This window comes from Sphingobium scionense, from assembly GCF_014197035.1.
GTDB lineage: Bacteria > Pseudomonadota > Alphaproteobacteria > Sphingomonadales > Sphingomonadaceae > Sphingobium > Sphingobium scionense.
Genome location: NZ_JACIEU010000009.1, coordinates 198,412 through 222,965, shown reverse-complemented (window position 1 = coordinate 222,965; position 24,554 = coordinate 198,412). Strand labels below are relative to the sequence as shown.

The following is a 24,554-nucleotide window of genomic DNA, read 5'->3' as shown; positions in this document are numbered from 1 at the left end:
GATCGGATCATGATGATGCGGGATCAGAACTTGAATCCGACCTTCGCATACCAGAAGCCACCGTTGAAGCCGAAGGGCGATACGTCGGGATAGATGTCACCGGTGAAGCGACCACCCGTCGACGCATAGACCGGCCCCAGCCCGCCGGCGCGATTGTCATATTTGTCGGGATAGTTGCTGAACAGGTTCTGCGCGCCGGCACTCAGCGTGAAATTGTCGTTGAGCTGATAGCTGACTTCCAGATCGAACACGAACTCGCTGCCAAAGCTCTGATTGACATAGCTTTCGCCGTTCGCACCGGTGCCGTCGTCATAAACCTTGTACTTGCCATACCAGTTTGCCCGGCCGAGCACCGACAGCGCACCGCTGGTCCAGTTCTCGGTCAGGATCACGCGCGTCTTGGGCAGCGTATTCTGCAACTGCATGATGCGCGTATCGCTGATGATCGGCGATCCGGTATCGGGGTCCAGCCCGACGCGGATGACCTTCGTCTTGTTGTAGTTGAAGGCCAGCGTGGTGTTGAACGTCCCCATGCTGTCGGTCGAGAAACGATAGCTGCCGACCACGTCGACACCCTGGGTCCGGGTATCGAAGGCATTGGTCAGGAACTGCACCTCGTTGACGGTGGCATAGTTGGCCAGACCCAGCGCCTGCAATTCGGGACGCTGCGCATCGGTGATGACCCGCGAGCCGGTAGTACCGATACGGTCCTTCACCTTGATGTTGTAATAGTCGATCGTCAGCGACGCACCGGGGGCCGGCGTGAACACGGCGCCACCCGAAAAGCTGACGGATTCTTCCGGGCTGAGCGGCACCGCCCCCAGATATTGCGCGACCGGGCTTGCGACCGGCAACGTCATGAACTCGATCGCGTTGGGATTGCCCGGATTGAAGGTGGTCGCGATGCTGCTGGTGTTGGTCTGGCCCGGCGTCGGCGCACGGAAGCCGGTCGACAACGTGCCGCGAACCGCGAACACATCCGGCACGATGGCGTAGCGGGCAGACACCTTGCCGGTGGTCGAATTGCCGAAATCGGACAGATGCTCGTAGCGGCCGGCAAAACCCAGCGAGAAGGCTTCGGTGATGTCGCCTTCCACGTCGATATAGAGGCCCTTGGAATTGCGGCTGCTCTCGCCCGCGATCGCCGGACCATAGCCGGGAAAGCCATTGGCGCCGACCGGCAGTGCGACCGAAAGCTGGCTGCCGTCCGCATTCAGCACCGGCGTGCCATCCTGATGGAAGACCAGGTTCCCGGTATAGGGCCCGATCGCATAGGACGCGGCGTCGCCCAGACCCAGTTCATAGGATTCCCGGAAATACTGCCCGCCAAAGGCGATCGTGATCGGGCTCGCCAGCCCGACTTCCCAGGGATAGCTGAAGTCCGCATTGAACAGCGTTTCGCGCTGCTCCAGCTTGCCGAGGTAGAATTCGGTCGGCGAGGTGATGCCCAGCGACGGGTTCATCGTACCGTTCATCGTATATTTCAGCGTAGACTGGCCATAGCTGCCCGACAGGTCGTAGTTCAGGCCAAAGCCGAGCGTGCCCTTGTAGCCGACGGTGCCCGAAATATCGTCGATCTTGCCAAAGAAGATCGGCGTGAATCCGCCCGAATAGACGCAGCTCCAGTTCTGAACCAGCGGATCGGAACAGTTCGACACCTGCGTATAGTCGCGCGTCGTTGGATCATAGCCATTGGGGGCATAGACATTGCCGCCTGCCGCACCGGTCTGGATGCCAGGCGTCGTATTGTCGAAGTCGGTGAAATAGTCGTTGAAGATGCCGTTCAGGCCGAAATTGGCCGAATTGACCGACTGGCGATAGTTGAAGCTTTCTTCCTGGAAACTGTGGCCGTAATTGCCAAAATAATAGATGCTGCTGCTATCGCCCAGGTCGAACCCGCCATTCACGAAGAAGCGATAGGATTCCATCTTCGGATTGCCATAGCGCTGTGCAAGCTCAGGCACGCCGATATCCGGTTGCTCCTGCGACAGTTCCAGTGCGCCGGGCCGGGTGACGCCACGGCTGGTCTTGCCGGCGTTCACATATTCGCCGCTGATGTTGATGAAGCCATTGTCGCCCAGCTTGAAACCGCCGTTCAGCGCGACCTGATAATCCTCGCCATCGCCCCGATAATATTGGCCATAGCGGGCATAGCCCGAAATGCCGTCGGTATCGTCACGCAGCGCCATGTTGATGACGCCCGCGATCGCGTCGGAACCATATTGGGCCGAAGCGCCGTCGCGCAACACTTCGACGCTGCGCACCGCAATCGCCGGAATCTGCGCAAGGTCGGCCGAATGGGCGCCAGCGGACTGGGCGTTCGCGCCGATCTGGACCAGCGCGGAACGGTGCATGCGCTTGCCGTTCACCATCACCAGCGTCTGGTCGGGTGCCAGCCCGCGCAGGTTCGGCGGCCGGACGAAGGAGGAGCCATCACCGATGGCATAGCGCGCTACCGAGAAGGACGGGACCAGATTCTGGATCACCTGATTCATGTCCGCGACGCCCTGCTTCTGCAGTTCCTCGCCGGAATAGACATCGATCGGCGTCGGCGATTCAGCGACGGTACGGTCGGTACGACGCGTGCCGGTGACGATGATGGTCTGGCCGGGCGTTTCCGCTGCGGCCGCCTGGGGCGCAACATCCTGCGCAAGAACAGGCATGGAATAGGACAGTGCAATGGCAATCGCACTGCATGAAAACAGACCCTGATACTTCATCAAAAAGCCCCCTATTTCTTTTTTTAGAGACCTTTCGACACCCCCCTCTTCTTGTTGCCGGATGAGATCAGAATGGGCGCGACTATCCGTTCCTGAAATCATCGATTTCAGTGCGTTTCACTCAGTAACATCTGGAAATATAAGGCTGGCATAATTGCATCGACTGCGAAATGGCCCTTTGGACGACCGCAAAGATTTGTTCGCAAGCGCAATAACTCGTGCCGTAAAACAATATGTCAAATCATTGTAACACAAAGAAAAAGGCGGCAACCCCGGGGGGCACCGCCTGTTTCATTTTTACAACTGTCAACAACAGTTTTTGAAGGATTAACCTTCGGTACGCGGATCGCGACGTTCGGCGATGCGCGCGCGCTTGCCGGTGCGGCCGCGCAGATAATAGAGCTTCGCACGACGCACGACGCCACGACGGACGACGGTGATCGAATCGAGGTTGGGCGAATAGAGCGGGAATACGCGCTCCACGCCTTCGCCGAACGAAATCTTGCGAACGGTGAAGTTGCTGCCCATGCCCTTGTTGGAACGGGCAATGCAAACGCCTTCATAGTTCTGAACGCGGCTGCGCTCGCCTTCGATGACCTTCACGCCGACGCGCAGGGTGTCACCGGGACGGAAATCGGGGATTTCCTTGGCCAGGGCGGCAATGTTCTCGGCCTCGATCTGCTGGATCAAGTTCATGTAACTTAGTCCTTATTTTCGCGTTGCGCACCAGAGGGCGACTGGTCCCGAACGCCGATATGACGTTCCCAAAGGTCCGGCCGCCTTAGCCGTGTATCTGTCTCCGCCTGTTGTTTCCGCCAGGCAGCGATCTTCGCATGATCCCCCGATCGCAACACTTCGGGAATCCTGCGCCCCTCCCATTCAACCGGTCGGGTATAATGCGGATATTCAAGAAGCCCCGTTTCAAAGGATTCCTCGATACCGCTGGAAGCGGCGCCCATTACACCGGGAAGCAGGCGGATGCAAGCATCCAGCAGCATCAGCGCGCCCATCTCCCCGCCGGACAGGATGATGTCCCCCATCGAAATCTGCTCGATCGGCCGGGCCTCGAAAATCCGCTCGTCAAAGCCTTCGAACCGCCCGCACAACAGCGTCACGCCGGGACCATTCGCCAGTGCCCTGATCCGCGCCTGGGTGATCGGCTTGCCCCGCGGCGTCATCGCCAGGATCGGCAGGTCGGGTCGCTGCTCCAGCGCATGGTCGACGCCGCGCGCCAAGATGTCGGGCTTCAGCACCATGCCCGCGCCGCCGCCGGCCGGCGTATCGTCGACGGTGCGATGCTTGTCGGTCGCAAAGCTGCGCATCTGGATCGGATCGCACGACCATTTCCCCTCGGCCAGCGCGCGCCCGGCGAGCGATACGCCCAGCGGCCCCGGAAACATCTCGGGATAGAGGGTCAGGATCTGGGCCGCAAAGCTCATCGCCGACGCGCCCGCAACCGGGCGGCGGACAGGCCGCCAATCAGGCAGAGCGCGCCGCAGCCCATCATCACGAAGCCGATCATCCGCAGCATGTCCGCTAAGGGACGTTCCGGATGCAGCATGCCCGGCAGCAGTACCAGCAGCGGCAGAGGGCAAACCAGCCCGATCGCCACCAGCGCCTTCACCCAGAGCGGCCAGCCAAGGCCGAACAGCCGCCAGCCTCCGGCCAGCATCATCAGCAGATAGATTGCGGTCAAAATTTGCGCCATGGCTGCGCGCCTAGAGCATTTTCGCCGCAGGGGGAACTGTCGATCGCGCGCGCCTCAGGGCGCCTTGACTTCCAGTTTCAGTTCCTGGATTTCCGCGTCTGCGGTCGGTGCTAGCAACAGGCTGCCCGCCACCCGCCCCTTCTCGCAGGCCCAGGTGAACTTGCCCGACAGATTGCCGGTCGCGCTCACCGGCGCATCGACCGCGCAGCTACCGACCTCTCCCTTCAACGCCGCCAGGCGCTTGCCCCAATGTGCAGCATCAACATCCATCAGGAAATTCATAGCCAGATTGTCGCGGGCGGCCAGCACATCGCCCGACGCATAGATGCGCCCTGCCGCGGCATAGCCCTGCGCCAGCAACGGACCGACCGGCACCTCCCGCGCGATCAGCGCGCCCGCCTTCTGCAACAGCATCGCCGCATCCCAGGCGGCACCCGCCCCGCCATTATAGGTGCGATTGGTGAAGACGAAAATGCCGACACCATAATCCGGCATCAGCATCACATGACTGCCATAGCCGGGATAGCCTCCGCCATGGGACAGTGTCAGCCCCAGGTCGCAATCCTGCGCGATCCGCATCGCAAAGCCATAGGCCGCCGCCTGCCGACAGGCGGTCGCCCCGCTCTTGCCGTTGCGCTGGGCGACGCTCATGAAATTGCTGCCTTCCGCCAGCATCCGCACAGACGCCCGACCGACCGGGCCGCTCTCCGCCGCGTCGCGCGGCGGCCAGGCCGACAGCAGGAAGGATAGCCAGCGGGCATAGTCATTGGCGCTGGTCTGCAATCCACCCATCGCGCCAAAGGCGCCATCGGCCATGTCGGGCTCGCGCTTCCAGCGCCCGTCCTCCCAGCGATAGCCGAGCGCCCGTCGCGCAGTCGGCCATTCGCTCACCTGATAGCCGCTCGATGCCATGCCCAGCGGCGTCAACAGGCTCTGCTCGACATAGCGGCGATAGGGCATGCCCGAGACATTGGCGATGATCCGCCCCAGCAGCGCATAGCCGAAGTTGGAATATTCATAATGGGTCGCCGGCGCGCTGCTCATCGGCACGCCCTGCTCCAGCATCCGGGTGAAGTCCGCGTCGAGCAGCGGCGTCTGCCGGTCGCCCCAGGGGTTATCATCGACAAAACCAGCACTGTGGGTCAGCAAATCGCGGATGCGGATGCGTGGACTATCCTTGGTCGCATAGCTCCAGCCGCGCATTTCCGGCACATAAGTCTCGGCCAGATCATCAAGCGACAGCTTGCCCTCTTCCCGCAGCTTCAGGATCGACAGCGCCGTGAACGCCTTCGTCATGGACGCGATGCGGAACAGGGTGTCCGCTGTCACCGACCGCTTCTGCACCAGATCCTGCGCGCCAAAGCCCTTCACATGGACCAGCCTGCCATCGGCGACGATACCATAGACCAGGCCCGGCGCATGGCTGTCGACCTGGAAATCGGCGAAGAGACGGTCAATCTCGGGGATGGCCGCGTCGATCTTCCTGGCATCGGCAGCCACAGCCGGCTCAGACAGGATGGACAGAAATCCCAACAGGGCCACCATGCGCACGGCCATGGTTATCATGCGGTCCAATCCTCCACTGCCAGGCCAGGAATATCGGCGAAATCCTTTTCGTTGCACGTCACCAGCACCATGGCCGACGCCATCGCTTGCGCCCCGATCAATCGATCGAAACCGCGACGGCGCACCCCCACCATGCGCACCATCTCGGCATAGGTGCGCGCGGCCGCATCATCGAACGGCAAGACATTCAGCAGGGCAAGAAATGTATCGACGCGCCGCAGGTCGCCGACCGGATCGCGCGAGCCGCGATTGCCGACCCACAATTCGGCAGCGGTGACGGCGGAAACCGACAGGCGATCGAACTCGGCCGCCATCCGTTCCGCCAGCCGGGCACTCCGTCCGAGCAGGAAATCAATGCAAACATTGGTGTCGAGCAGATAGGCAACCTGCGTCATGTTGCAGCCGGTGCTGACCCGATCCAATCGCGATCACCCTGGTCGATGTCCCCACGTCCCTCCGCCATGAAGCCGGCCGACATGCTGCCGAACAGGGACAAAAGGATGTCGCGCTGCTGATCCTGCTTCCAGAAGGAAAAACTGCCATTGGCATGCGGTATCATGACGACCTCTTCGCCGTCGTTCAGACCCAGGCTTTTAGGCAGCCGCAAGGCCAGGCTGTTTCCCGACTTGAAGACCTTGGCCCGATATTCTTCGCCCATGAAGAAGCTCCGTATATACGGGGCGTATATACTATTCGGCGAAAGCCGCGTCAATCACGGCGCCGTCCTCGCTCAGCACCACCACATGCATCGGCGCCATGAAGCGCTTGCCGGGCTTGCCCTCGATCGACGGGCGCTGCACCTCGATGATGTCGCCGGCGCCGAAATTCTCGACCGCGACGATCTCGCCCAGCGTCTCGCCGGTGCTGCTGGTGCAGGGAAGGCCGACCAGGTCGGCATGATAATATTCGCCCTCCGGCAAAAGCGGCAGGGCGGAACGCGGAACGGTCAGTGCCGTGCCCCGCATAGCTTCGGCCGCGCCGCGATCGCCGATCTCGGCAAAGCGGGCCACTGCGCCATTGGGTCCGGGGCGTACCGACTTCAACGTCAGTACGCGCCCGGCCGCATCGAAGCTCTTGTAGCTTTTCAGGGCCTCGGCCCCTTCGCCAAACAGCTTCAGACGGACTTCGCCCGCCACGCCATGGGCACCGATGATCGCGGCCAGGGTGACGGGCTTGTCGGTCAAGAGGATCAGCCCTCAGCCTGTTCGGCAGCAGCTTCCTCGGCGGGAGCGGCTTCTTCAGCAGGCGCTTCGACAGGAGCCTTGGCAGCTTCTTCGGCAGCGATGCGGGCTTCTTCAGCTTCGGCAGCCTTGGCGGCGCGATCTTCAGCGCGATCCTTGGCCTTCTGGCCCGGCTCTGCCTTCTTCGGGTTGTTGCGCACAGCGCGTTCCTTCACGCCAGCGGCGTCCAGGAAGCGGGCAACGCGGTCGGTCGCCTGGGCGCCGGCGGCAACCCAGTGCTTCGCACGCTCGACGTCGATGATGACGCGCTTTTCGTCGCCCTTGGGCAGGACGGGGTTGTAGCTGCCGATGCGCTCGATGAACTTGCCGTCACGCGGGGCGCGGCTGTCGGCCACGACGATGCGGTAATAGGGGCGCTTCTTGGAGCCGCCGCGCGACAGACGGATGGAGGTTGCCATGGAACTAGACCTTTCTATTCAAACCAAATTACGGAAATTGCTTATTTCTTCATGAAATTCTGAAAGCCGGGCGGAAGCTTGGGCATGTTGCCGCCCAGGCCACCAAGGCCACCCAGACCCGACAGGTCGGGCGGACCGCCCTGCCCATCCGCGCCGCCCGGACCACCCAGGCCGCCCAATCCACCCATGCCACCGCCGGTGAACATCTTGGCCAGCCCCTTGAGGCCTCCCATCTTGCGGATCTTCTTCATCGCCGATTCCATTTCCTGATGCATTTTCAGGAGACGGTTGACGTCCTGCACGGTGCGGCCGGCGCCCTTGGCGATACGGATCTTGCGCTTGGCGTTGATCAGCGCGGGCTTCTCGCGCTCCTTGGGGGTCATCGACCCGATCATCGCGTCCAGATGCAGCAGCGTCTTGTCGTTGGCGCCGCTATTGGCCATCGCCGCCTGCGCCTTCTTGAGGCCCGGCAGCATGCCCGCCAGCGCACCCAGACCGCCCATGCGGCGCATCTGGTTGAGCTGGCTGCGCAGGTCGTTCATGTCGAACTGACCCTTGGCCATCTTCTTGGCCAGCTTGTCGGCTTCCTCGGCGTCGATCGACTCGGCGGCCTTCTCGACCAGGCTGACGACGTCGCCCATGCCCAGGATGCGCTGGGCAACACGGGCCGGATGGAAAGGCTCAAGGGCATCCAGCTTTTCACCGGTGCCGGCAAACTTGATCGGACGGCCGGTGACGGCGCGCATCGACAGCGCGGCGCCGCCACGAGCATCGCCGTCCATGCGGGTCAGCACAACGCCGGTCAGCGGCACCTGTGCGGTAAAGCTGGTCGCAACGTTCACGGCGTCCTGGCCGGTCAGCGAGTCGACCACCAGCAGGATTTCCGCCGGATTGGCAACGTCGGCGACCGCCTTCATCTCGTCCATCAGCGCCTGATCGACATGCAGTCGACCGGCGGTGTCGAGCATGACCACGTCGAAGCCCTGCAGCTTGGCCGATTGCAGCGCGCGCTTGGCGATGTCGACCGGCTGCTGGCCGGCGACGATCGGCAGGGTCGCGACATCGATCTGAGTGCCGAGGACGGCAAGCTGCTCCTGCGCGGCCGGGCGCTGGACGTCGAGCGACGCCATCAGCACCTTCTTGCGCTCCTTGTCCTTCAGGCGCTTGGCGATCTTAGCGGTCGAGGTCGTCTTGCCCGAACCCTGCAGGCCGACCATCATGATGACGGCGGGCGGCGTGACGTCGATCATCAGGTCGCTTGTTTCTGCGCCCAGCGTCTCGGTCAGCGTGTCGGAAACGATCTTGACGACCATCTGGCCGGGCGTGATCGACCGCAGCACATCGCTGCCGACAGCCTTTTCGGTGGCCTGATCGACGAACTGGCGGACCACGGGCAGCGCCACGTCGGCTTCCAGCAGCGCGACTCGCACTTCGCGCATCGCGGCACGGACATCGTCCTCCGTAAGCGCACCGCGCCCACGCAGCTTGTCGAATACCCCACCGAGACGATCGCTTAGCGAATCGAACATCATCACCTCAATTCGGGCCAAGGCCCGGAAAATCCATGCGCCACCCCAAAACGACAAAATCGCCGGCGGGCGAAAACTCGCCGGCCAGCGTCCATTCGATATCCCTCTTGGATATCCTGGAGTCGTCAGGGTTCCAGGACCAGAGTCCCGGATGCAGGGCGCCTCTTAAGCCAAAGCGGCCGCAAGCGCAAGTCCGCTATCCCGCAGCCAGCGCGGCAGCCGCCCCAACGACGATCGTCGTGCGCCCCAGCAACTCGACCAGCAGCAATCGCCCGGCGATCACAGCCAGTCCCCAGCGATAGGCGGGATGAACCGCGCCGCGCAGACCGACGTCAACGCGCATCGCGATCCCGACATAGAGCAATTGCATCAGTGTCGCGCAGGCGCCCGCCCATGGCCCCAGCAACGGCATCGGCAATATCCGGCCGAATGCCGGCTCCATCATCGCGATGGTCCCGCACAGCATCAGCCGCTTGTGCCAGTCGCTCCGCCGCCGCAGCAGGATCGCCGCCAGCGTCAGCGAACCAAAGGCCAGCATGTCGAGCGGCCCCAGCACCAGGAATATGCCCGACGGAAAGAAGGGTGGCACCCGGCCCACCTGCACCGCCAGGATCGACGTCGCAATGCCCCAGGGGATCAGGAAGCAGGCAAGCCCGGCCGCAACCCAGCCCAACTGGCGATGGAGATCGGTCCGCCGCTGCGCCACCAGCAGCGCCTGCGCCAGGAACAGCAGCGTCCATGCCAGCAGCGACAGCGCATGGACATGCACCCACCAGGGCACGGTCGCCACGTCGACATAGCCACGCAGAGCAAAGCTGCCGAAGCCGCCAACCACGGTGACGGCGACCAGCGCCGCCATGCCGGTGAAGATGCGCCGTTCACGCGCCTGCCATTCAACGATATCGATTGCCGTCGCCATTGCTTCGACCTCCCGCTGTCTCGCAATATTAGCGCAGCGGCGGCACCCGATATTGTAAGAAGTCGCCACGTTCCGGCTCGGCGCTTGCGCCCGCCCGTCGTTTGCGCCAGCAAACCCGCCACAGACCGCATAACAGGGGGAGCTTTTCTATGAGTTGGACACGTCGCAAGCCGATGGAGGCGATGACGCCCCAGGGAGGCGGCCACAGCATGGCGCGCACCCTGTCCTGGCCGCATCTGCTGGCGCTGGGCGTCGGCGCGATCGTCGGCACCGGTATCCTCACCCTGATCGGCGTCGGCGCCGATCGCGCCGGCCCCGCCGTCCTCGTCTCCTTCGCCATTGCCGGCGCGATCTGCGCCTGCGCCGCGCTCGCCTATGCCGAATTGTCGACCATGATGCCGGCGGCGGGCAGCGCCTACAGCTACTCCTATGTCGTGCTGGGCGAAGGCATTGCCTGGATCGTGGGGTGGAGCCTGATCCTCGAATATTCGCTGGTCGTCTCGACCGTGGCGGTGGGCTGGTCGGGCTATGCCGCCCCGCTTCTCACCCCGCTCGGCTTTCCCGAAGCGCTGACCAAGGGACCGGAGCTTGGCGGCTTCATCAACATCCCCGCCATTTTCATCATCGCCGTCGTCGCCGCCCTGCTGATGTTCGGCACGCGCGAAAGCGCCCGGCTCAACACGCTGCTGGTGCTGATCAAGATCGCCACCCTCAGCCTGTTCGTCTGGGTCGCCCTGCCCGCCTTCGACGCCCAGCATCTCGAACCCTTCATGCCCTTCGGCTTTGCCAAGCATATGGGGCCTGACGGCATCGAGCGCGGCGTGATGGCCGCCGCCGCGATCATCTTCTTCGCCTTCTACGGCTTCGACGCGATCTCGACCGCAGCGGAGGAGGCCAAGAACCCGGACCGTGACCTGGCCATCGGCATCGTCGGCTCGCTGATCATCTGCACCCTCATCTATGTGTTGGTCGCTGCCGCAGCGGTTGGCGCCATGCCCTTCACCCGCTTTGCCGACAGCCCGGAGCCGCTCGCGCTCATCCTGCGCGAAATGGGCCAGGGGTCGATCGCCCGGATCGTCGCGATCGCCGCCGTCATTGCCCTGCCGACCGTGCTGCTGGGCTTCCTCTATGGCCAGAGCCGCATCTTCCTGGTGATGGCGCGCGACGGCTTCCTGCCGCAATCTCTCGCCCGCATCTCGAAGCGTGGCACGCCTGCGCGTATCACCGCCGTCACCGCCATACTGGTCGCGGTGATCGCCGGCGTGCTGCCAATCGATCAGATCGCCGCGCTCGCCAATGCCGGCACGCTGATCGCCTTCACCGCCGTCGGCGCCTGCCTGCTGATCCTGCGTCGCCGTGCGCCGGACCTCAAGCGCCCGTTCCGTACCCCGGCGGCAACTCTGGTCGGCCTGGGCGCGGTGCTGGGCTGCGCCTATCTCTTCCTTAGCCTGCCGATGAAGACCATCTATGCCTGCCTGATCTGGAACGCGATCGGCCTCGCCGTCTATTTCCTCTACGGCCAGAAGCGCGCTGCCGCCGCCCGTTGAGGCATCAACTCGCCAAAACGAAAAAGCCTCCCGCTGCACCGGCAACGGGAGGCTTTTTCTTTACCTTGAACCGGGCGTCGATCAGTGAGCCGCGGACGTGTCCACCGGCCCGCTCGGCTTGGGCGCCAGCCAGACGATCACCGCCGCCGCGAACAGCACCAGCGCGGAGATGAAGAAGACATAGTCGACCGAAATGGCAATCGCCTCCTGCTCCACCAGGTTGGAGATGGTCTGGCGGATCTGCTCGGTCGACATCCCCATACCCGACAGCGCGCGCTGCGCATCGTCGGGCTGCAAGGCGCCGGCCAGTTCGTTGCGCGACACGCGCTGGCTGTCGCTCCATCCGGTCAGCACCAGCGACGTCGCGATCGCGATCGCCATGGTCCGCAGGAAATTCTGCAGGCCGGCGGCCGACGCCGTCTCGCTCGGCGGCACCGACCCCAGGGTCAGCGTCGTCAGCGGAATCATGAAGAAGGGCATGGCAAAGCCCTGCACGAACTGCGGCAGCGCCAGCCCGAAAAAGTCGATACCGCTGGTCCAGTGCGCCCGCCACAGCGTCATGCAGCCCAGCCAGAAGACCGCGCCCGAGATCATGATGCGCGGATCGACCTTGCCGGTGAAACGCGCGGCAAAGGGCGCGCTCATCACTGCCGCCATCGCCGTGAAGGCAGTGACGATGCCGGACCAGGTCGCGGTATAGCCCATCGACATCTGCAGCCATTGCGGGATGACCACGATACTGGAGAAATAGGCACCAAAGGCCAGTGCCAGGGTAAAGACGCCCGATGAAAAGCCGATATGCCGGAACACCCGCAGATCGACGATCGGATGCTCCTCGGTCAGTTCCCAGATGATGAAGACGATGAAACCGATGCCGGCCAGGATGGCGAGCGTCAGGATCAGCGGATCGGAGAACCAGTCATGGTCACGGCCGATATCCAGCATGACCTGCAGGCAGCCGATCCAGAAAATCAGCAGGAACAGGCCCATCTTGTCGATCGGCTGGTGCGCGGTCTCAGTCTCCACCGGCCGCAACATCGCCATCGCCGCGAACACGCACAGCGCCGCGATCGGCAGGTTGATGAAGAAGATCCAGTGCCAGCTCCAATTGTCGCTGATATAGCCGCCGACGATCGGCCCCATGGCAGGGCCAAGCAGCGTCGTCATCGCCCACAGGCCCATGGCGCGCGGCCGCAATTCCGGGGGGAAGATGCGCAGCAACAGGGTCTGCGACATCGGCATGATCGGCCCGCCGCAAATGCCCTGTCCCAGGCGCGCGGCAACCAGCATGCCCAACGTGCTCGACAGGCCGCACATCATCGAGAAGAAGCCGAAGCCGATCATCGCCCAGATGAAGGTCCGCACCACGCCGAAACGCAGCGCCAGCCAGCCGGTCAGCGGCACGCAGATCGCCTCTGCCACCGCATAGGATGTAATGATCCAAGTGCCCTGGTCGCCCGATATGCCTAGGTTGCCGGCAATATGCGGCACCGAGACGTTGGCGATGGTCAGGTCGAGCACGACCATGAAGTTGCTCAGCGCCAGCACCAGCCCGGCAAGCGTGCGGGTGCGTGGCGAGAGCAGATTATAGGTTTCGGGGCCGCTCACGCCTCTGCTCCCTTGCTAGGCCGGCTCACTCGCCGGCCAGGTCTATCTCTACTTCGGTGGACAGGCCGACGCGCAGCGGATGCGCAGCCAGTTCCCTGGGGTCGAGTGCGATGCGGACCGGCAGGCGCTGGACCACCTTGATCCAGTTGCCGGTCGCGTTCTGCGCCGGGATCAGCGACAGCGACGAACCGGTGCCGCCGGAAAAGCCCACGACCTTGCCATGATAGACGACGTCGCCACCATAGATGTCGGCCACGACCGTGGCGGGCATGCCCACCTTCACATGGCGCAGCTGGCGCTCCTTGAAATTGGCGTCGACATAGACCTGCGAGAGCGGGACGATGCTCATGATCGGGCTGCCCTGCGCCACGCGCTGGCCGATCTGGACCGCACGCTTGGTCACCACGCCGTCAACGGGCGCGCGAATGATCGTGCGTTCCAGGTCCAGCTTGGCGTCTTCCAGCTTCGCCTTGGCGACCATCACCGCAGGATCACTTTCCTCGGTCGAACCGCGGATCAGCGCATCATTGGCGGCCAGCTGGCCGGTGGCGGCATTGCGGGTCGCCTGCGCAGTCTCGACACCGGCACGGGCCAGGTCCAGCGCTGCTTTGGCTCCGGCATAGGATTTGCGCGCAGAAGTCACTTCATCGCCCGAAACCGCACCACCCGAAACCAGTGCCTCGCGGCGCTGCAGGTCGATGCGGGCCTTGTCGAAATCGGCCTGCGCGGTCGCCAACTGGGCACGGGCCTGGACGATGTCGGCGCCACGCGCCTCGACCTGCGCCGACAGCGAACCGCTGGTCGCGCTCGTCTGGCGGAAGCGGCGACGGGCATCGGCCAGATCGGCCTCGGCCTGCTGCAGCGCGATCTGCGCATCGGTCGGGTCCAGCTTCACCAGAATGTCGCCGCGCTTCACCGTCTGGGTGTCGGTGACGTTGACCTCGATCGCCTGCGCCGACAGCAAAGGTGTCACCTGGGCGACCTCCGCATTCACATAGGCATTATCGGTGCTGACATGATTGCGCCCGATCAGGAAATACCAGGCCGCCCACAGGGCACCGACCACCAGCACGGCGATCGCCAGACGGGTCAGCCAGGTCTTGCGGGCATTGCCGCGCTGCTCGGCCAGTTCGGGGGAAGTTTCGGTGGCGGCATCAGCCATTGGGTCGATCCTTGGACTGAGCGTCGCTCGCGGCAAAGCCGCCGCCAAGCGCGCGAATGAGGGCAATATCGAGAGAGAAGGCGCTCGCTTCCAGCTGCGCGACGGACTGACGCGCCGCGAGCAGCTGGTCCTCGACGTTCAGCACGTCGAGATAGGTGGAAAGCCCGCCCTTGTAGCGCTGCTGGGCGACGCCATAGGCATCCTGCGACGCGGTCAGCGCCGCCTTGGCGTCGGTCAGCCGCTGGTCCAGCGTCCGGCGGCTGGTCACCGCGTCGGCGACGTCCTGATAGGCGCCCAGCACGGTCTTGTCATAGCTGGCGACCGCCTCGTCATAGGTCGCGCGCGCGCCGCGATACTGGCCGCGCAACTGCCCGCCATGGAAGATCGGCAGGCTGATCGCCGGGCCGGCGCTGCCGAACAGCGAATCCTTCTTGAACAGATTGTCCGCGAAGGACGTCGAACCGCCCGAAGCACCGGTGCCGGTGAACAGCGTCTCATAACCCAGCGACTGGACGCCGATCAGGGCGCTCAGACTCACGGCCGGATAGAAGGATGCCCGCGCCACCTTGATCCGGCTGGCGGCGGCCTGCGTCCGGGCCAGCGCGGCCGCGACGTCGGGGCGACGCGCCACCAGATTGGTGGTGACGTCCGCCGGCAGGCCCAGCGGCGCCAGCTGCCCGATCTGCGGCCGGGTCATCGCCAGGCCACGGTCCGGCCCGGCGCCGATCAGCGCGGCGATCTGATGCTGGCGCAGCTCGATTGCCACGCGGGCGGCCGCCAGTTGCGCCTTGGCCGAGGACACGGTGGCATCGGCCTGGCGCACGCTGCCGCGCGTTTCCAGGCCATTTTGCCGCCGGTCGGCGACCAGCTTCTGGCTGGCCGTGCGGATTGCCAGCGTGCGCTCCTGGATTTCCGCCTCGTCATAGAGGCGGGCCAGGTCGGCATAGGCATCGGCGATCGCGGTGGTCAGCGCCAGGCGCGCCTGCTGCGCGTCGATCTCGGCCGCGCGGGCCTCCGACGTGGCCGCCGCCAGCGACGCCCGGTTCTTGCCCCACAGGTCGATGTCCAGACCAAAGTCCAGCCCGACCTTGCCGGTGCCCAGCCAACCCTGCGGCACGAAATCCTTGGGCATGCCCATATTATAGCTTTGCTTGGTCACGCCGGCATTGGCCGTGGCGTCGACCGTGGGCAGCAGCGCCGCGCCCGATTGCTGGGCCATCGCCGTCGCTTGGCGGAAACGCGCCAGCGCCACCGCCATGTCGGGCGAATTGCGCAGCCCTTCCTCGATCAACGATGTCAGTTGCGGATCGCCATAGGCGCTCCACCAATTTTCGCTGGGCCAGGCAACCGTGTCGGCGCTCAGGCTGCGCCCGGCCTCCACGCTCTGCGGCGCGCGAATCTCGGGCTTGTCGCCCAGATCGGGTATTGAAGCACAGCCGGCCAGAAGCAGCGCTGTCGCTGCAATACCGCCGATGCGAATGGAAAAACTGATGCGACTCACGGACATATCCAAACCGTACCATCCAGTATGAAAATCGCCTTTGCCCCGCCGTACCACCCTTGTCAATATAAATAGCGTACTCTATGGTACGCTTATATGACATGCCCGGAAAAAGCTTTGGCCCCCAGTCGCCGGGAGGCCCGCCGCCTCGACCGGCGCCAGACGATATTGGAGGTGGCTGCCCGGCATTTTCTGGAAAATGGCTATGCCGCGACCAGCATGTCGGCCATCGCCGCCATATTGGGCGGGTCGAAGGGCACGCTGTGGAATCATTTCCCGTCAAAGGAGGAATTGTTTCGCGCGGTTCTCGAAAATGCGACCGGCACCTATCGCGCGCGCCTTTCGGAAATATTGGACCCTGGCGGCGACCTCGCCTCGACGCTGCACCGCACCGCGCTCAGCCTGCTCGAAAAGGTGACATCGCCCGAAGCGATCGCCCTGCACCGCCTGATCGCGTCGGAAGGCAGTCGTTTCCCGGAAATGAGCCGCATCTTCTATGAAATGGCGCCCAGCCATACCCGAATGCTGCTCGCCCGCTTCCTCGAAGGCGCGATGGATCGCGGCCGGTTGCGCCGCGACGATCCTGACAAGGCCGCCCGCGTGCTGATGCGCCTGACGACATCGGGTTGCCATGAATTGCTGCTGCTCAGCCAGATCGAACGGGTCACGCCGCAGCAGATGGAAAGCGACGCCGCCTTCGCCGTCGACATCTTCCTGCGCGCCTATGGCGCCGAGGGCATGGCGCGTTAACCATTTCTTTGCCGCCAGCGTCTATCCTGCCGATCGCAGGAGTTGCTATCCAATGCCGTTTTTCAAGCGCATGCCCCTTCATCAGATCGTCGCGCAGCAGCCGGAAAACGGGGCCACCGCCTCGCGTCGGCTGCGCGTGCTGCTGATCGACGAGAATGCGACCGCCCGCGCCGTCATCGCCCGCCGCCTGTCACGACTTAACTACGACGTGGTGCTGGCCGAAAATGGCTTTATCGCGCTCAACCTGCTGGTCACGCGTCCGGTCGACCTGATCCTGATCGACATGGACCTGCTGATGCTGCCCGCCGTGACGACCATGAAGCGCATACGCTCTGCCGCGCTCGCCCCCCATGCCTGCATCGTCATGCTGACCGGCCGCATCGACAGCCAGTCCGCCGTCGAAGTGCTGGAGGCGGGCGCCGACGACCATATCGTCAAACCGTTCGATTTCGACCTGCTCGATGCGCGGCTGCGCCATCTGTGCGCCCGCGCCGAACGGCTCGGCATGCTCAGCCAGCACAATGCCGAACTCGATGCCCGCATCGCCCGCCGCGCCGTGGAACTGGGCGAGACCCGCGACGCCCTGCATGAAATGCAGCAGGATCGCGCCCGCCTCGTCTCCTCGATCCAGGCCTTGCAGGACGAAGTCGCCCGCCTCAGCGCGCGACAGAACTGACCCACAGACTGAGGCCGGTTTCAAGCCGTTCGGGCGGACCATCCGCCGCGATCCGTTCGGCATCCGCCCGCGCCCGGTCCAATATCGCCGACGCCACCGACGCATCATGATAGACCCGGTCCGCCAGCGCCAGCATCCGCGCATCGCGCACGGTCAGGTCGTCGGGATCGGCGGAGGACAGCCGGACGAGATATAGCTCGGCCTTGTCCGCCTCCGGATTTTTCGCCAGCCAGACATCGACATCGGGGCCAAGGCCCAGCGGATCGATCGCCCCGCCGGGCGCCAGCGCCTTGCCGATCGCCTGCCGCCGCGCGCCGGCATCGGGCCATAGGTCGCGCAAGCGCCCCCGCGCCGCGAACAGCGCCTGCGCCAGATCGCCCAGCCCGCTCGGCAACAGTCCCTCGATCCGCTGCCGCAGCGCCGCCGCCAGTCCCGCCGACGCCCCGCCCGTGCCGATCGCGATCAGCACCGGGTCGCGATCAACGATCGCCGGCAGGGTGAAATCGCACAGGTCGGGCTTGTCGGTCGCATTCACCAGCACACCGCGCGCGTGCAGTCGTGCCACGACCGCCGCGTTGCCATCCGACACGATCGCGATCCGCGCTTCCGCATCATCCTCGCCGACGACGCGCGCGCCGGCGCGCTCCAGCAGCCGGCGCTTGGCATCGGCCGCCTCGCCGTTTCCGGTCAGGATGACCGCCCGCCCCTCCAGCCGCAGGAAGACGGGTAGGCTATGCATCAGCCCGCGACCCAGTCGGGAATGATATCGCCGTCGATCAGCGACTGCACCGGCGGCCGCTCGCGCACGACCGCCCATTTGTCGCCCGATACCAGCACTTCCGGCGTCAGCGGCCGGCTATTATAGGTGCCCGCCATCGTCGCACCATAGGCGCCGGCCGTCATGAAAGCGACCAGATCGCCGGCGGCCACCACATCCATGTCGCGATGCATGGCGAAGGTATCGCCCGTTTCGCACACCGGGCCGACGACGTTGGCCATCTCCCGACTTCCGGCGGGCGCCACCGCACGAATATCATGCCAGGCATCATAGAGGCTGGGGCGCATCAGGTCGTTCATCGCCGCATCGACGATCACGAACGGCGCCTGCGCGCCTTGCTTGACGCGGATCACCTTCGACAGCAGCACGCCGGCATTGCCCACGATCACCCGGCCCGGCTCGAACATCAGCCGCGCATCCCAGCCCTGCGTCACCCGCGTCACCATCGCGCCATAATCGGCCGGGCTCGGCGGCAGCGGCTGCGAGGGATCATAGGGCACGCCCAGGCCACCGCCCAGATCGGCGGTGCGGATGTCATGGCCGGCCGCGCGCAACTGCGCGATCAGCGCGCCGACCTTGACGAAGGCCGCCTCCAGCGGCGCCAGGTCGGTCAACTGGCTGCCGATATGCACGGCCACGCCCTGGACATCGAGGCCCGGCAGGTCGCGCGCGGCGGCATAGCTTTCCAGCGCGCGGGCATAGGGGATGCCGAACTTGTTTTCCGACTTGCCGGTCGAAATCTTGGCATGGGTGCCGGCATCGACATCGGGGTTGATGCGATAGGCGACCGGTGCCTTCTTCCCCATCGACAGCGCAACCGCGGACAGCATTTCGGCTTCCGGTTCGCTTTCCAGGTTGAACTGGTAGATGCCGTGCTCCAGCGCGATCCGCATTTCATCGGCGGTCTTGCCGACGCCGGAAAAGACGATGCGGTCGGCCGGTATGCCCGCTGCTACCGCACGCAGCAGTTCGCCACCCGATACCACGTCCGCGCCCAGCCCCAGCTTCGCCAGCGTCGCCAGCACGGCGGCATTGGGATTGGCCTTCACGGCAAAGGCGATCAGCGGATTGTCGAGCTGGGACAGCCCTTCGCGAAACACGCCGACATGGCGTTCCAGCGTTGCGGTCGAATAGACATAGACGGGGGTGCCGACCTGCTGCGCAATCTCCGCCATCGGCACCTGCTCCACATGCATGGTGCCGTCTACATAATCGAAATGATCCAAGGTCTGATCCTTGCGGGAATAGGGACTATTATTGCGGCCGGCTTTCCGGCGGCAGATCGAATTCGTCATTGCCGCGCTGGCGCGACTGGGTCAGCAACTCCACGTTGCGCTCCGGGCGGGCCTGGGTGCCGGCGTCGGTCAGGTCGGCAGCCGTCGGCGCGGTCGCCGCCCCTACCGGCACGGCGGGCAGTTTCTGGCCCGCCACGGGTTTGAGCGATTCACGACCACCGCAGGAGGCCAGCGCCAGCGCCATTGCCCCGATCATCAGCCCGTTGCGGACATGCCGTGCCATCTGCCTTACTCCTGTGTCGCACGCGCCGCGGCGATCCGCGCGCGCACCTGATCGGGCGCCGTGCCGCCATGGCTCTTGCGGCTGGCGACCGACGCATCGACCGTCAATACCGCATAGATACGATCGTCGATACGCGCATCAATGGCCTTGAGCGTGTCGAGCGGCAGGTCGGCCAGTTGCACGCCGGCTTCCTCTGCTGCAGCCACGGCACGACCGGTGATATGATGCGCCTCGCGGAAGGGAATGTCGCCCTCGCGCACCAGCCAGTCGGCCAGGTCTGTCGCTGTCGCGAAACCGCTCTCCGCCAAACCGCGCATCCGGTCGGTGCGGAACGTCACCGTCTCGATCATGCCGGTCATCGCCGCGATCGACAGGCCCAGCAGGTCGTGCGCCTCGAACACCGGCGGCTTGTCGTCCTGCATATCCTTGGAATAGGCGAGCGGCAGACCCTTCATCGTCACGCACAGCGCATTCATGCAACCCATGATCCGCCCGGCATGGCCGCGCACCAGTTCCGCCGCGTCGGGATTGCGCTTCTGCGGCATGATCGAGCTGCCGGTCGAATAGGCGTCGGGCAGCTTGACGAAGCCGAAGGGCTGGCTCGCCCAGATGATGAACTCCTCGGCCAGGCGGGACAGATGCAGCGACGCCTGGGTCGCGGCCATCAGATAGTCGAGCGCGAAGTCGCGGTCGGACACGCTGTCCAGGCTGTTGTCGGTCGGCTTGGCAAAGCCCAGCGCCGCCGCCGTGGCATGGCGATCGATCGGGAAGCCGGTGCCGGCCAGCGCGGCGGCGCCCAGCGGGCATTCGTCCAGCCGCACGCGCGCATCGGCAAAACGGCTGCGGTCGCGGCGCACCATTTCATAATAGGCCATCAGATGATGGCCCAGCGTCACCGGCTGCGCCGACTGGAGATGGGTGAAGCCCGGCATCACCGCATCGACATGTTCCTCGGCACGGGCGAGCAGTGCCTGCTGCAACCCGGCCAGGCCCGCCATCACCTCATCCATGGCGTCGCGGACCCACAGGCGGAAATCGGTCGCCACCTGGTCGTTGCGGCTGCGCGCGGTGTGCAGGCGCCCGGCGGCCGGGCCGATCAGTTCGGCCAGCCGCGACTCCGTGACCATGTGGATATCTTCCAGGTCCAGATTGACCGGCACGCCATTGGCTTCATATTCGGCAGCGATCCGATTCAGCCCCTCGGTGATCGCCTGCGCATCCTCGCCATCGACGATGCCCTGCTTGGCCAGCATCGCGACATGCGCCTTGGACCCGGCGATATCCTGTTTCCACAAGCGCTTGTCGAAGGGGATGGAGGCATTTATCTCACGCATGATCGATGCCGGGCCGGCCGCGAACCGGCCACCCCACATGCTGTTGGAGCCTGCTTCCATGATATCGTCCTTGCGCTCGGTAATGACACTGCTCCTGCTGGCTGGGCTGGCGGCATGCGATAGGCAATCCCCGCCTGCGGGGCAAGCCAATGCGAGCGCCAGCGGCGAGGTGACGAGCGACGAAGCCCAGCCCCCTGTAGGGGCGAGCGCCAAGGGCGCGTTCAACTACACGATCGACCGCAGCAAGGCGGGCACGTCTGCGCCGACCTTCGCGTTCGAAAATCCGCAGGGCGGCACGGCGACCCTGCAGGACTTTGCCGGCCGCCCGCTGCTGGTCAATCTCTGGGCGACCTGGTGCGCGCCCTGCGTCGCGGAGATGCCGACGCTCGATGCCCTCGCCGCGCAAAGTGACAGCGAAGGTGACAGGAGCTTGGCGGTATTGACGATCTCGCAGGACGTGCAGGGCCAGGCCGCGATCAAGCCCTTCTTCGCCAAACACAAGCTGCCCCACCTCAAGGGCTGGACCGATCCGGAGAACAAGCTCGGCCTGGGCTATGCCACCGGCGTCCTGCCGACCACCGTCCTTTATGATGCCAAGGGCAAGGAAGTCGCCCGCGTCGTCGGCGCGATGGACTGGACCGGCGCGGAAGCCCGCAAGCTCATCGCCACTGCAAAAGGCGGATGAGGCACAAGTAAATCAATAACGAACCAGGATCAAAAACCCGCCATTCCAGTTGATTGCAAAATGCATCACAGCACATCCCGCCTTGTCATTTGAAGACCATTGCAAATCTAGAATAAGCTGACGAATCCGACACTAGATACGAAGCAGAAATATTTCATATCGAGTCATAATTTTTGCACTGCAATAGCGGTTATTTCACCAAGCCTCGTTCTCCCCTGTGTCAAGATAATGCATAACAGGGGGCATAAAATGACAAGATTATCCGCTCTTAAACTATCACTGATTGCCGCTTCGTCCTGGTCTGCTGCTGCAATTGCACAGGAAGCACCGCAGGAACCGCAGGCTGACGACGGCACAGCCATCATCGTTACCGGCACCCGCGCCATCGGCATGTCGGCCGCGGAATCCGCAGCGCCGATCCAGGTGCTGAGCGAGGACGCGATCAGCCGCGTCGGCCAGCCCAACATGAATCAGGTGCTGACCCAGATCGTGCCAAGCTTCACGGCGCAGACGCAGGGCACCGACATGTCCAGCTTCTCGCTGTCGGCCCGTCTGCGCGGCCTGTCGCCGAACCACACGCTGGTTCTGGTCAATGGCAAGCGCCGCCACGGTAACGGTATCCTTCAGGTGCTCGGCGCCTTCTCCGGCTCGGCCGCGCCCAGCATCGACCTCATTCCGCCAGACGCGATCAAGCAGGTCGAAGTGTTCCAGGAAGGCGCCGCTGCCGTCTATGGCACCGACGCGATCGCCGGCGTCATCAACTTCATCCTCAAGGACCAGACCGAAGGCGGCACCTTCAAGGTGACCGGTGGTCAATATTATAACAGCCAGGGCGAACTCTTCTCCGCCTCGGGCAATGTCGGCTTCAAGCTGGGCGAGGACGGCTATTTCGACCTGACCCTGTTCCATCGCCGCCAGGACTATACCACGCTCGGCAAGGGCCAGGTTCAGGTCACCCAGCTCGACGGCACGCTCCAGCCCAACGCCCCGGCCCAATGGTCGAACCTCGCCGGCGACGCATTGGCCAACATCAATGGTGGCCAGCCCAAGTCGGAACTGAACGTCGCCTTCTTCAACGCCGGCTATGATTTCGGCGGCGTCGAACTCTACGCTTTTGGTGACGTGTCGCGTCGCGAAGGCTGGGCGAAGCAGGGCTATCGCCATCCCAAGCGCATCTGCTACGAAACCGGCAATCTGGGCGGCAATGTCACCTCAGCCGCTTATGATCCCAACATCTGCTATGGCGATACCGGCACCTACGGCATGGTCCCGCTGCAGCATGTGATCGAAGACGAATATAGCTTCACCGTCGGCGCCAAGGGCGATTTCGGCAGCGACTGGACCTATGACGTCAGCGGCACCTATGGCTATCAGAAGAACGAGATCTGGACCGAGAAGTCGGCCCATCGCGAACGCTGGCAGGAAAGCTATGCCGCAGCGCTCGCAGGCATCGGCACGGCCAATACGCCTGACAAGGCCTATGACGGCGGCTTCCGCCTGAGCCAGACCACGGTCAACGCCGACATTCGCAAGGAATTCGACGTCGGCATGGCTGGTCCGCTGACCTTTGCGTTCGGTGGCGAATATCGCAAGGACATGTATGAAATCGTCCAGGGCGACGAGAATTCGACCTACAAGACCGGCGTTCAATCCTTCCCGGGCTACAAGGCGACCGACGCGGGCCGCTTCACCCGCAATTCCAAGGCCGGCTATGTCAACTTCATCGCCGAACCGGTCGATGGCTGGAGCGTCGACCTTGCCGGCCGCTATGAAGATTATAGCGATTTCGGTGACACGCTGATCGGCAAGATCACCACCCGCTACGACTTCAGCGATGCCTTCGCGATCCGCGGCACGGCCAGCACCGGCTTCCGCGCGCCGACCCTGGCCGAACAGAAATATTCGACCATCAACGTCGGCCCGACCAGCGCCGTCGCCCAGCTGCCTGCCGGCACCCCGGCGGCCCAGTTGCTCGGTTTCGGTCCGCTCGGCGCGGAAAAGTCGAAGAATTTCTCGGCCGGTTTCGTCGTGCGTCCGGTGCCCAAGCTGGCAGTCACGGTCGATGCCTATATGATCAAGATCAAGGACCGCATCACCGCCACCGCATCGCGTAACGCGGTCCAGGGCGGCGTCGTCCAGCCGGGCGCGGCCGCGATCTTCGACGCGCTGGCGGCGGCGGGCATCGTCCTCGACACCGCGCTCCAGACCGTCGGCGTCCAGAGCTTCACCAACGGCATCGACACCCGGACGATGGGTATCGACTTCTCGGCCTCCTATCCGGTGGCCCTGGACTTCGGCTCGCTCAACCTGTCGCTGAACGCCAACTACAACAAGACCAAGATCACCAACAACAAGGTCGGCTATCCGCTGTTCAACGCGGCATCGGAAAGCAACATCGAAGACTCGACGCCCGACTATAAGGTCGTGTTCGGCGCCCTGTTCAAGAGCGGCCCGTTCAGCCTGAACCTGCGTGAAACCTATTATGGCAAGACCAGCATGCTGATCCGGCCGGGCTTCACCGCACGCGACAGCAGCGGTGCGATCATCGTCCCCGAAGGCGGCTTCCTGATCCAGGACGGTGCCGGCGGCGCAGACCAGCTCTACTTCAAGGGCGTGGTCAAGGCCGCTCCGATCACCGATCTGGAAGTGAGCTACGACTTCACCGATGCCGTCACCTTCTCGCTGGGTGCGAACAATCTGTTCAACCAGAAGCCCGAAGTGCCCAAGCTGCTCAAGGGCGTGACTGTACCGGTCGGCCAGTCGCCCTACATCAACGGCGCGGGCGCCTATGACACGCCCTATGGCCATGGCCCCTACAGCACGGCCGGCGGCTATTATTACGCGCGTATCGACTTCAAGTTCTAAGCGCGTAAAAATGAAGGGCCGGTCCGCCAAGGACCGGCCCTTTTTTTGT

23 protein-coding genes are annotated in these 24,554 nt (G+C 64.1%); 5 read left to right on the top strand and 18 right to left on the bottom strand.

The features are described 5' to 3' along the window. Positions 1–23: 23 nt before the first annotated feature. From GGQ90_RS12845 to GGQ90_RS12795, 11 genes are all read right to left on the bottom strand, one after another. Positions 24–2,720, bottom strand: coding sequence for a TonB-dependent receptor domain-containing protein (locus tag GGQ90_RS12845; RefSeq protein ID WP_188082485.1), 2,697 nt, complete (start codon positions 2,718–2,720; stop codon positions 24–26). Between the two features lie 327 nt (positions 2,721–3,047). Further along, complete coding sequence (rplS, locus tag GGQ90_RS12840; RefSeq protein ID WP_188082484.1) at positions 3,048–3,416, bottom strand: 50S ribosomal protein L19; 369 nt, start codon at positions 3,414–3,416, stop codon at positions 3,048–3,050. Between the two features lie 5 nt (positions 3,417–3,421). After that, positions 3,422–4,159, bottom strand: coding sequence for a tRNA (guanosine(37)-N1)-methyltransferase TrmD (gene trmD, locus GGQ90_RS12835; RefSeq protein WP_188082483.1), 738 nt, complete (start codon positions 4,157–4,159; stop codon positions 3,422–3,424). Then, the gene (locus GGQ90_RS12830; RefSeq protein ID WP_188082482.1) at positions 4,156–4,428 is read right to left on the bottom strand and encodes a hypothetical protein; all 273 of its coding nucleotides are present in this window, start codon (positions 4,426–4,428) and stop codon (positions 4,156–4,158) included. Before GGQ90_RS12830 ends, trmD begins: the two co-directional genes overlap by 4 nt. A gap of 54 nt (positions 4,429–4,482) precedes the next feature. Beyond that, a complete protein-coding gene (locus tag GGQ90_RS12825) occupies positions 4,483–5,994 on the bottom strand; it encodes a serine hydrolase domain-containing protein (RefSeq protein ID WP_188082481.1) in 1,512 nt (503 codons plus the stop codon). Continuing rightward, positions 5,991–6,389, bottom strand: a complete 399-nt coding sequence (locus GGQ90_RS12820; RefSeq protein WP_188082480.1) for a type II toxin-antitoxin system VapC family toxin — start codon at positions 6,387–6,389, stop codon at positions 5,991–5,993. The genes GGQ90_RS12825 and GGQ90_RS12820 overlap by 4 nt, the downstream gene beginning before the upstream one ends. Beyond that, positions 6,386–6,652, bottom strand: a complete 267-nt coding sequence (locus tag GGQ90_RS12815) for an antitoxin (RefSeq protein WP_188082479.1) — start codon at positions 6,650–6,652, stop codon at positions 6,386–6,388. The genes GGQ90_RS12820 and GGQ90_RS12815 overlap by 4 nt, the downstream gene beginning before the upstream one ends. A gap of 31 nt (positions 6,653–6,683) precedes the next feature. Then, on the bottom strand, positions 6,684–7,178 hold the full coding sequence (rimM, locus tag GGQ90_RS12810) for a ribosome maturation factor RimM (protein WP_188082478.1): 495 nt from the start codon (positions 7,176–7,178) through the stop codon (positions 6,684–6,686). 5 nt (positions 7,179–7,183) lie between these two features. Next, on the bottom strand, positions 7,184–7,633 hold the full coding sequence (gene rpsP / locus GGQ90_RS12805) for a 30S ribosomal protein S16 (protein WP_188082477.1): 450 nt from the start codon (positions 7,631–7,633) through the stop codon (positions 7,184–7,186). Between the two features lie 41 nt (positions 7,634–7,674). Then, positions 7,675–9,165 carry a signal recognition particle protein gene (gene ffh / locus GGQ90_RS12800; RefSeq protein ID WP_188082512.1) on the bottom strand — a complete coding sequence of 497 codons (1,491 nt, stop codon included), beginning with the start codon at positions 9,163–9,165 and terminating at the stop codon, positions 7,675–7,677. A gap of 193 nt (positions 9,166–9,358) precedes the next feature. Continuing rightward, on the bottom strand, positions 9,359–10,081 hold the full coding sequence (locus tag GGQ90_RS12795) for a hypothetical protein (protein WP_188082476.1): 723 nt from the start codon (positions 10,079–10,081) through the stop codon (positions 9,359–9,361). Positions 10,082–10,230: 149 nt separating this feature from the next. Here GGQ90_RS12795 and GGQ90_RS12790 point away from each other — a divergent pair, with 149 nt between their 5' ends. Then, positions 10,231–11,628: an amino acid permease gene (locus GGQ90_RS12790; RefSeq protein ID WP_188082475.1), complete on the top strand. Its 1,398-nt coding sequence runs from the start codon at positions 10,231–10,233 to the stop codon at positions 11,626–11,628. 81 nt (positions 11,629–11,709) lie between these two features. Here GGQ90_RS12790 and GGQ90_RS12785 read toward each other — a convergent pair whose 3' ends face one another. Genes GGQ90_RS12785 through GGQ90_RS12775 form a run of 3 tightly spaced genes read right to left on the bottom strand, consistent with a single transcriptional unit; the run spans position 11,710 to position 15,905 of the window. Then, on the bottom strand, positions 11,710–13,236 hold the full coding sequence (locus GGQ90_RS12785) for a DHA2 family efflux MFS transporter permease subunit (protein ID WP_188082474.1): 1,527 nt from the start codon (positions 13,234–13,236) through the stop codon (positions 11,710–11,712). 25 nt (positions 13,237–13,261) lie between these two features. After that, a complete protein-coding gene (locus GGQ90_RS12780; protein WP_188082473.1) occupies positions 13,262–14,398 on the bottom strand; it encodes an EmrA/EmrK family multidrug efflux transporter periplasmic adaptor subunit in 1,137 nt (378 codons plus the stop codon). Continuing rightward, positions 14,391–15,905, bottom strand: coding sequence for an efflux transporter outer membrane subunit (locus tag GGQ90_RS12775; protein ID WP_188082472.1), 1,515 nt, complete (start codon positions 15,903–15,905; stop codon positions 14,391–14,393). The genes GGQ90_RS12780 and GGQ90_RS12775 overlap by 8 nt, the downstream gene beginning before the upstream one ends. 90 nt (positions 15,906–15,995) lie before the next feature. Here GGQ90_RS12775 and GGQ90_RS12770 point away from each other — a divergent pair, with 90 nt between their 5' ends. After that, a complete protein-coding gene (locus GGQ90_RS12770; protein WP_188082471.1) occupies positions 15,996–16,649 on the top strand; it encodes a TetR/AcrR family transcriptional regulator in 654 nt (217 codons plus the stop codon). Between the two features lie 52 nt (positions 16,650–16,701). Next, the gene (locus GGQ90_RS12765; RefSeq protein WP_188082470.1) at positions 16,702–17,325 is read left to right on the top strand and encodes a response regulator transcription factor; all 624 of its coding nucleotides are present in this window, start codon (positions 16,702–16,704) and stop codon (positions 17,323–17,325) included. On the opposite strand, the gene GGQ90_RS12760 is transcribed toward GGQ90_RS12765, so the two are convergent. Genes GGQ90_RS12760 through argH form a run of 4 tightly spaced genes read right to left on the bottom strand, consistent with a single transcriptional unit; the run spans position 17,306 to position 20,994 of the window. Further along, positions 17,306–18,064 (bottom strand): siroheme synthase, encoded by a 759-nt coding sequence (locus tag GGQ90_RS12760; RefSeq protein ID WP_188082469.1) that lies wholly within the window; start codon positions 18,062–18,064, stop codon positions 17,306–17,308. The two genes, GGQ90_RS12765 and GGQ90_RS12760, sit on opposite strands and share 20 nt — an antisense overlap. Further along, positions 18,064–19,329 (bottom strand): diaminopimelate decarboxylase, encoded by a 1,266-nt coding sequence (lysA, locus tag GGQ90_RS12755; RefSeq protein WP_188082468.1) that lies wholly within the window; start codon positions 19,327–19,329, stop codon positions 18,064–18,066. Before lysA ends, GGQ90_RS12760 begins: the two co-directional genes overlap by 1 nt. Before the next feature lie 28 nt (positions 19,330–19,357). Further along, positions 19,358–19,621, bottom strand: a complete 264-nt coding sequence (locus tag GGQ90_RS12750; RefSeq protein ID WP_188082467.1) for a hypothetical protein — start codon at positions 19,619–19,621, stop codon at positions 19,358–19,360. 5 nt (positions 19,622–19,626) lie between these two features. Continuing rightward, entirely contained in the window at positions 19,627–20,994 is a 1,368-nt protein-coding gene (gene argH, locus GGQ90_RS12745; RefSeq protein ID WP_037517474.1) for an argininosuccinate lyase, read from the bottom strand. Between the two features lie 43 nt (positions 20,995–21,037). Between argH and GGQ90_RS12740 the strand changes: the two genes are divergently transcribed. Both GGQ90_RS12740 and GGQ90_RS12735 read left to right on the top strand, forming a co-directional pair. Further along, a complete protein-coding gene (locus GGQ90_RS12740) occupies positions 21,038–21,640 on the top strand; it encodes a TlpA family protein disulfide reductase (RefSeq protein WP_188082511.1) in 603 nt (200 codons plus the stop codon). A gap of 249 nt (positions 21,641–21,889) precedes the next feature. Next, positions 21,890–24,505 (top strand): TonB-dependent receptor plug domain-containing protein, encoded by a 2,616-nt coding sequence (locus tag GGQ90_RS12735; protein ID WP_188082466.1) that lies wholly within the window; start codon positions 21,890–21,892, stop codon positions 24,503–24,505. The last annotated feature ends 49 nt before the right edge of the window (positions 24,506–24,554 follow it).

Bases quoted from the DNA above. Each gene is read 5' to 3' on its own strand.
- GGQ90_RS12845 (WP_188082485.1), bottom strand. From the start codon at position 2,720: ATGAAGTATCAGGGTCTGTTTTCATGCAGTGCGATTGCCATTGCACTG.
- rplS (WP_188082484.1), bottom strand. From the start codon at position 3,416: ATGAACTTGATCCAGCAGATCGAGGCCGAGAACATTGCCGCCCTGGCC.
- trmD (WP_188082483.1), bottom strand. From the start codon at position 4,159: ATGAGCTTTGCGGCCCAGATCCTGACCCTCTATCCCGAGATGTTTCCG.
- GGQ90_RS12830 (WP_188082482.1), bottom strand. From the start codon at position 4,428: ATGGCGCAAATTTTGACCGCAATCTATCTGCTGATGATGCTGGCCGGA.
- GGQ90_RS12825 (WP_188082481.1), bottom strand. From the start codon at position 5,994: ATGATAACCATGGCCGTGCGCATGGTGGCCCTGTTGGGATTTCTGTCC.
- GGQ90_RS12820 (WP_188082480.1), bottom strand. From the start codon at position 6,389: ATGACGCAGGTTGCCTATCTGCTCGACACCAATGTTTGCATTGATTTC.
- GGQ90_RS12815 (WP_188082479.1), bottom strand. From the start codon at position 6,652: ATGGGCGAAGAATATCGGGCCAAGGTCTTCAAGTCGGGAAACAGCCTG.
- rpsP (WP_188082477.1), bottom strand. From the start codon at position 7,633: ATGGCAACCTCCATCCGTCTGTCGCGCGGCGGCTCCAAGAAGCGCCCC.
- ffh (WP_188082512.1), bottom strand. From the start codon at position 9,165: ATGATGTTCGATTCGCTAAGCGATCGTCTCGGTGGGGTATTCGACAAG.
- GGQ90_RS12795 (WP_188082476.1), bottom strand. From the start codon at position 10,081: ATGGCGACGGCAATCGATATCGTTGAATGGCAGGCGCGTGAACGGCGC.
- GGQ90_RS12790 (WP_188082475.1), top strand. From the start codon at position 10,231: ATGAGTTGGACACGTCGCAAGCCGATGGAGGCGATGACGCCCCAGGGA.
- GGQ90_RS12780 (WP_188082473.1), bottom strand. From the start codon at position 14,398: ATGGCTGATGCCGCCACCGAAACTTCCCCCGAACTGGCCGAGCAGCGC.
- GGQ90_RS12775 (WP_188082472.1), bottom strand. From the start codon at position 15,905: ATGTCCGTGAGTCGCATCAGTTTTTCCATTCGCATCGGCGGTATTGCA.
- GGQ90_RS12770 (WP_188082471.1), top strand. From the start codon at position 15,996: ATGACATGCCCGGAAAAAGCTTTGGCCCCCAGTCGCCGGGAGGCCCGC.
- GGQ90_RS12765 (WP_188082470.1), top strand. From the start codon at position 16,702: ATGCCGTTTTTCAAGCGCATGCCCCTTCATCAGATCGTCGCGCAGCAG.
- GGQ90_RS12760 (WP_188082469.1), bottom strand. From the start codon at position 18,064: ATGCATAGCCTACCCGTCTTCCTGCGGCTGGAGGGGCGGGCGGTCATC.
- GGQ90_RS12750 (WP_188082467.1), bottom strand. From the start codon at position 19,621: ATGGCACGGCATGTCCGCAACGGGCTGATGATCGGGGCAATGGCGCTG.
- argH (WP_037517474.1), bottom strand. From the start codon at position 20,994: ATGTGGGGTGGCCGGTTCGCGGCCGGCCCGGCATCGATCATGCGTGAG.
- GGQ90_RS12740 (WP_188082511.1), top strand. From the start codon at position 21,038: ATGACACTGCTCCTGCTGGCTGGGCTGGCGGCATGCGATAGGCAATCC.
- GGQ90_RS12735 (WP_188082466.1), top strand. From the start codon at position 21,890: ATGACAAGATTATCCGCTCTTAAACTATCACTGATTGCCGCTTCGTCC.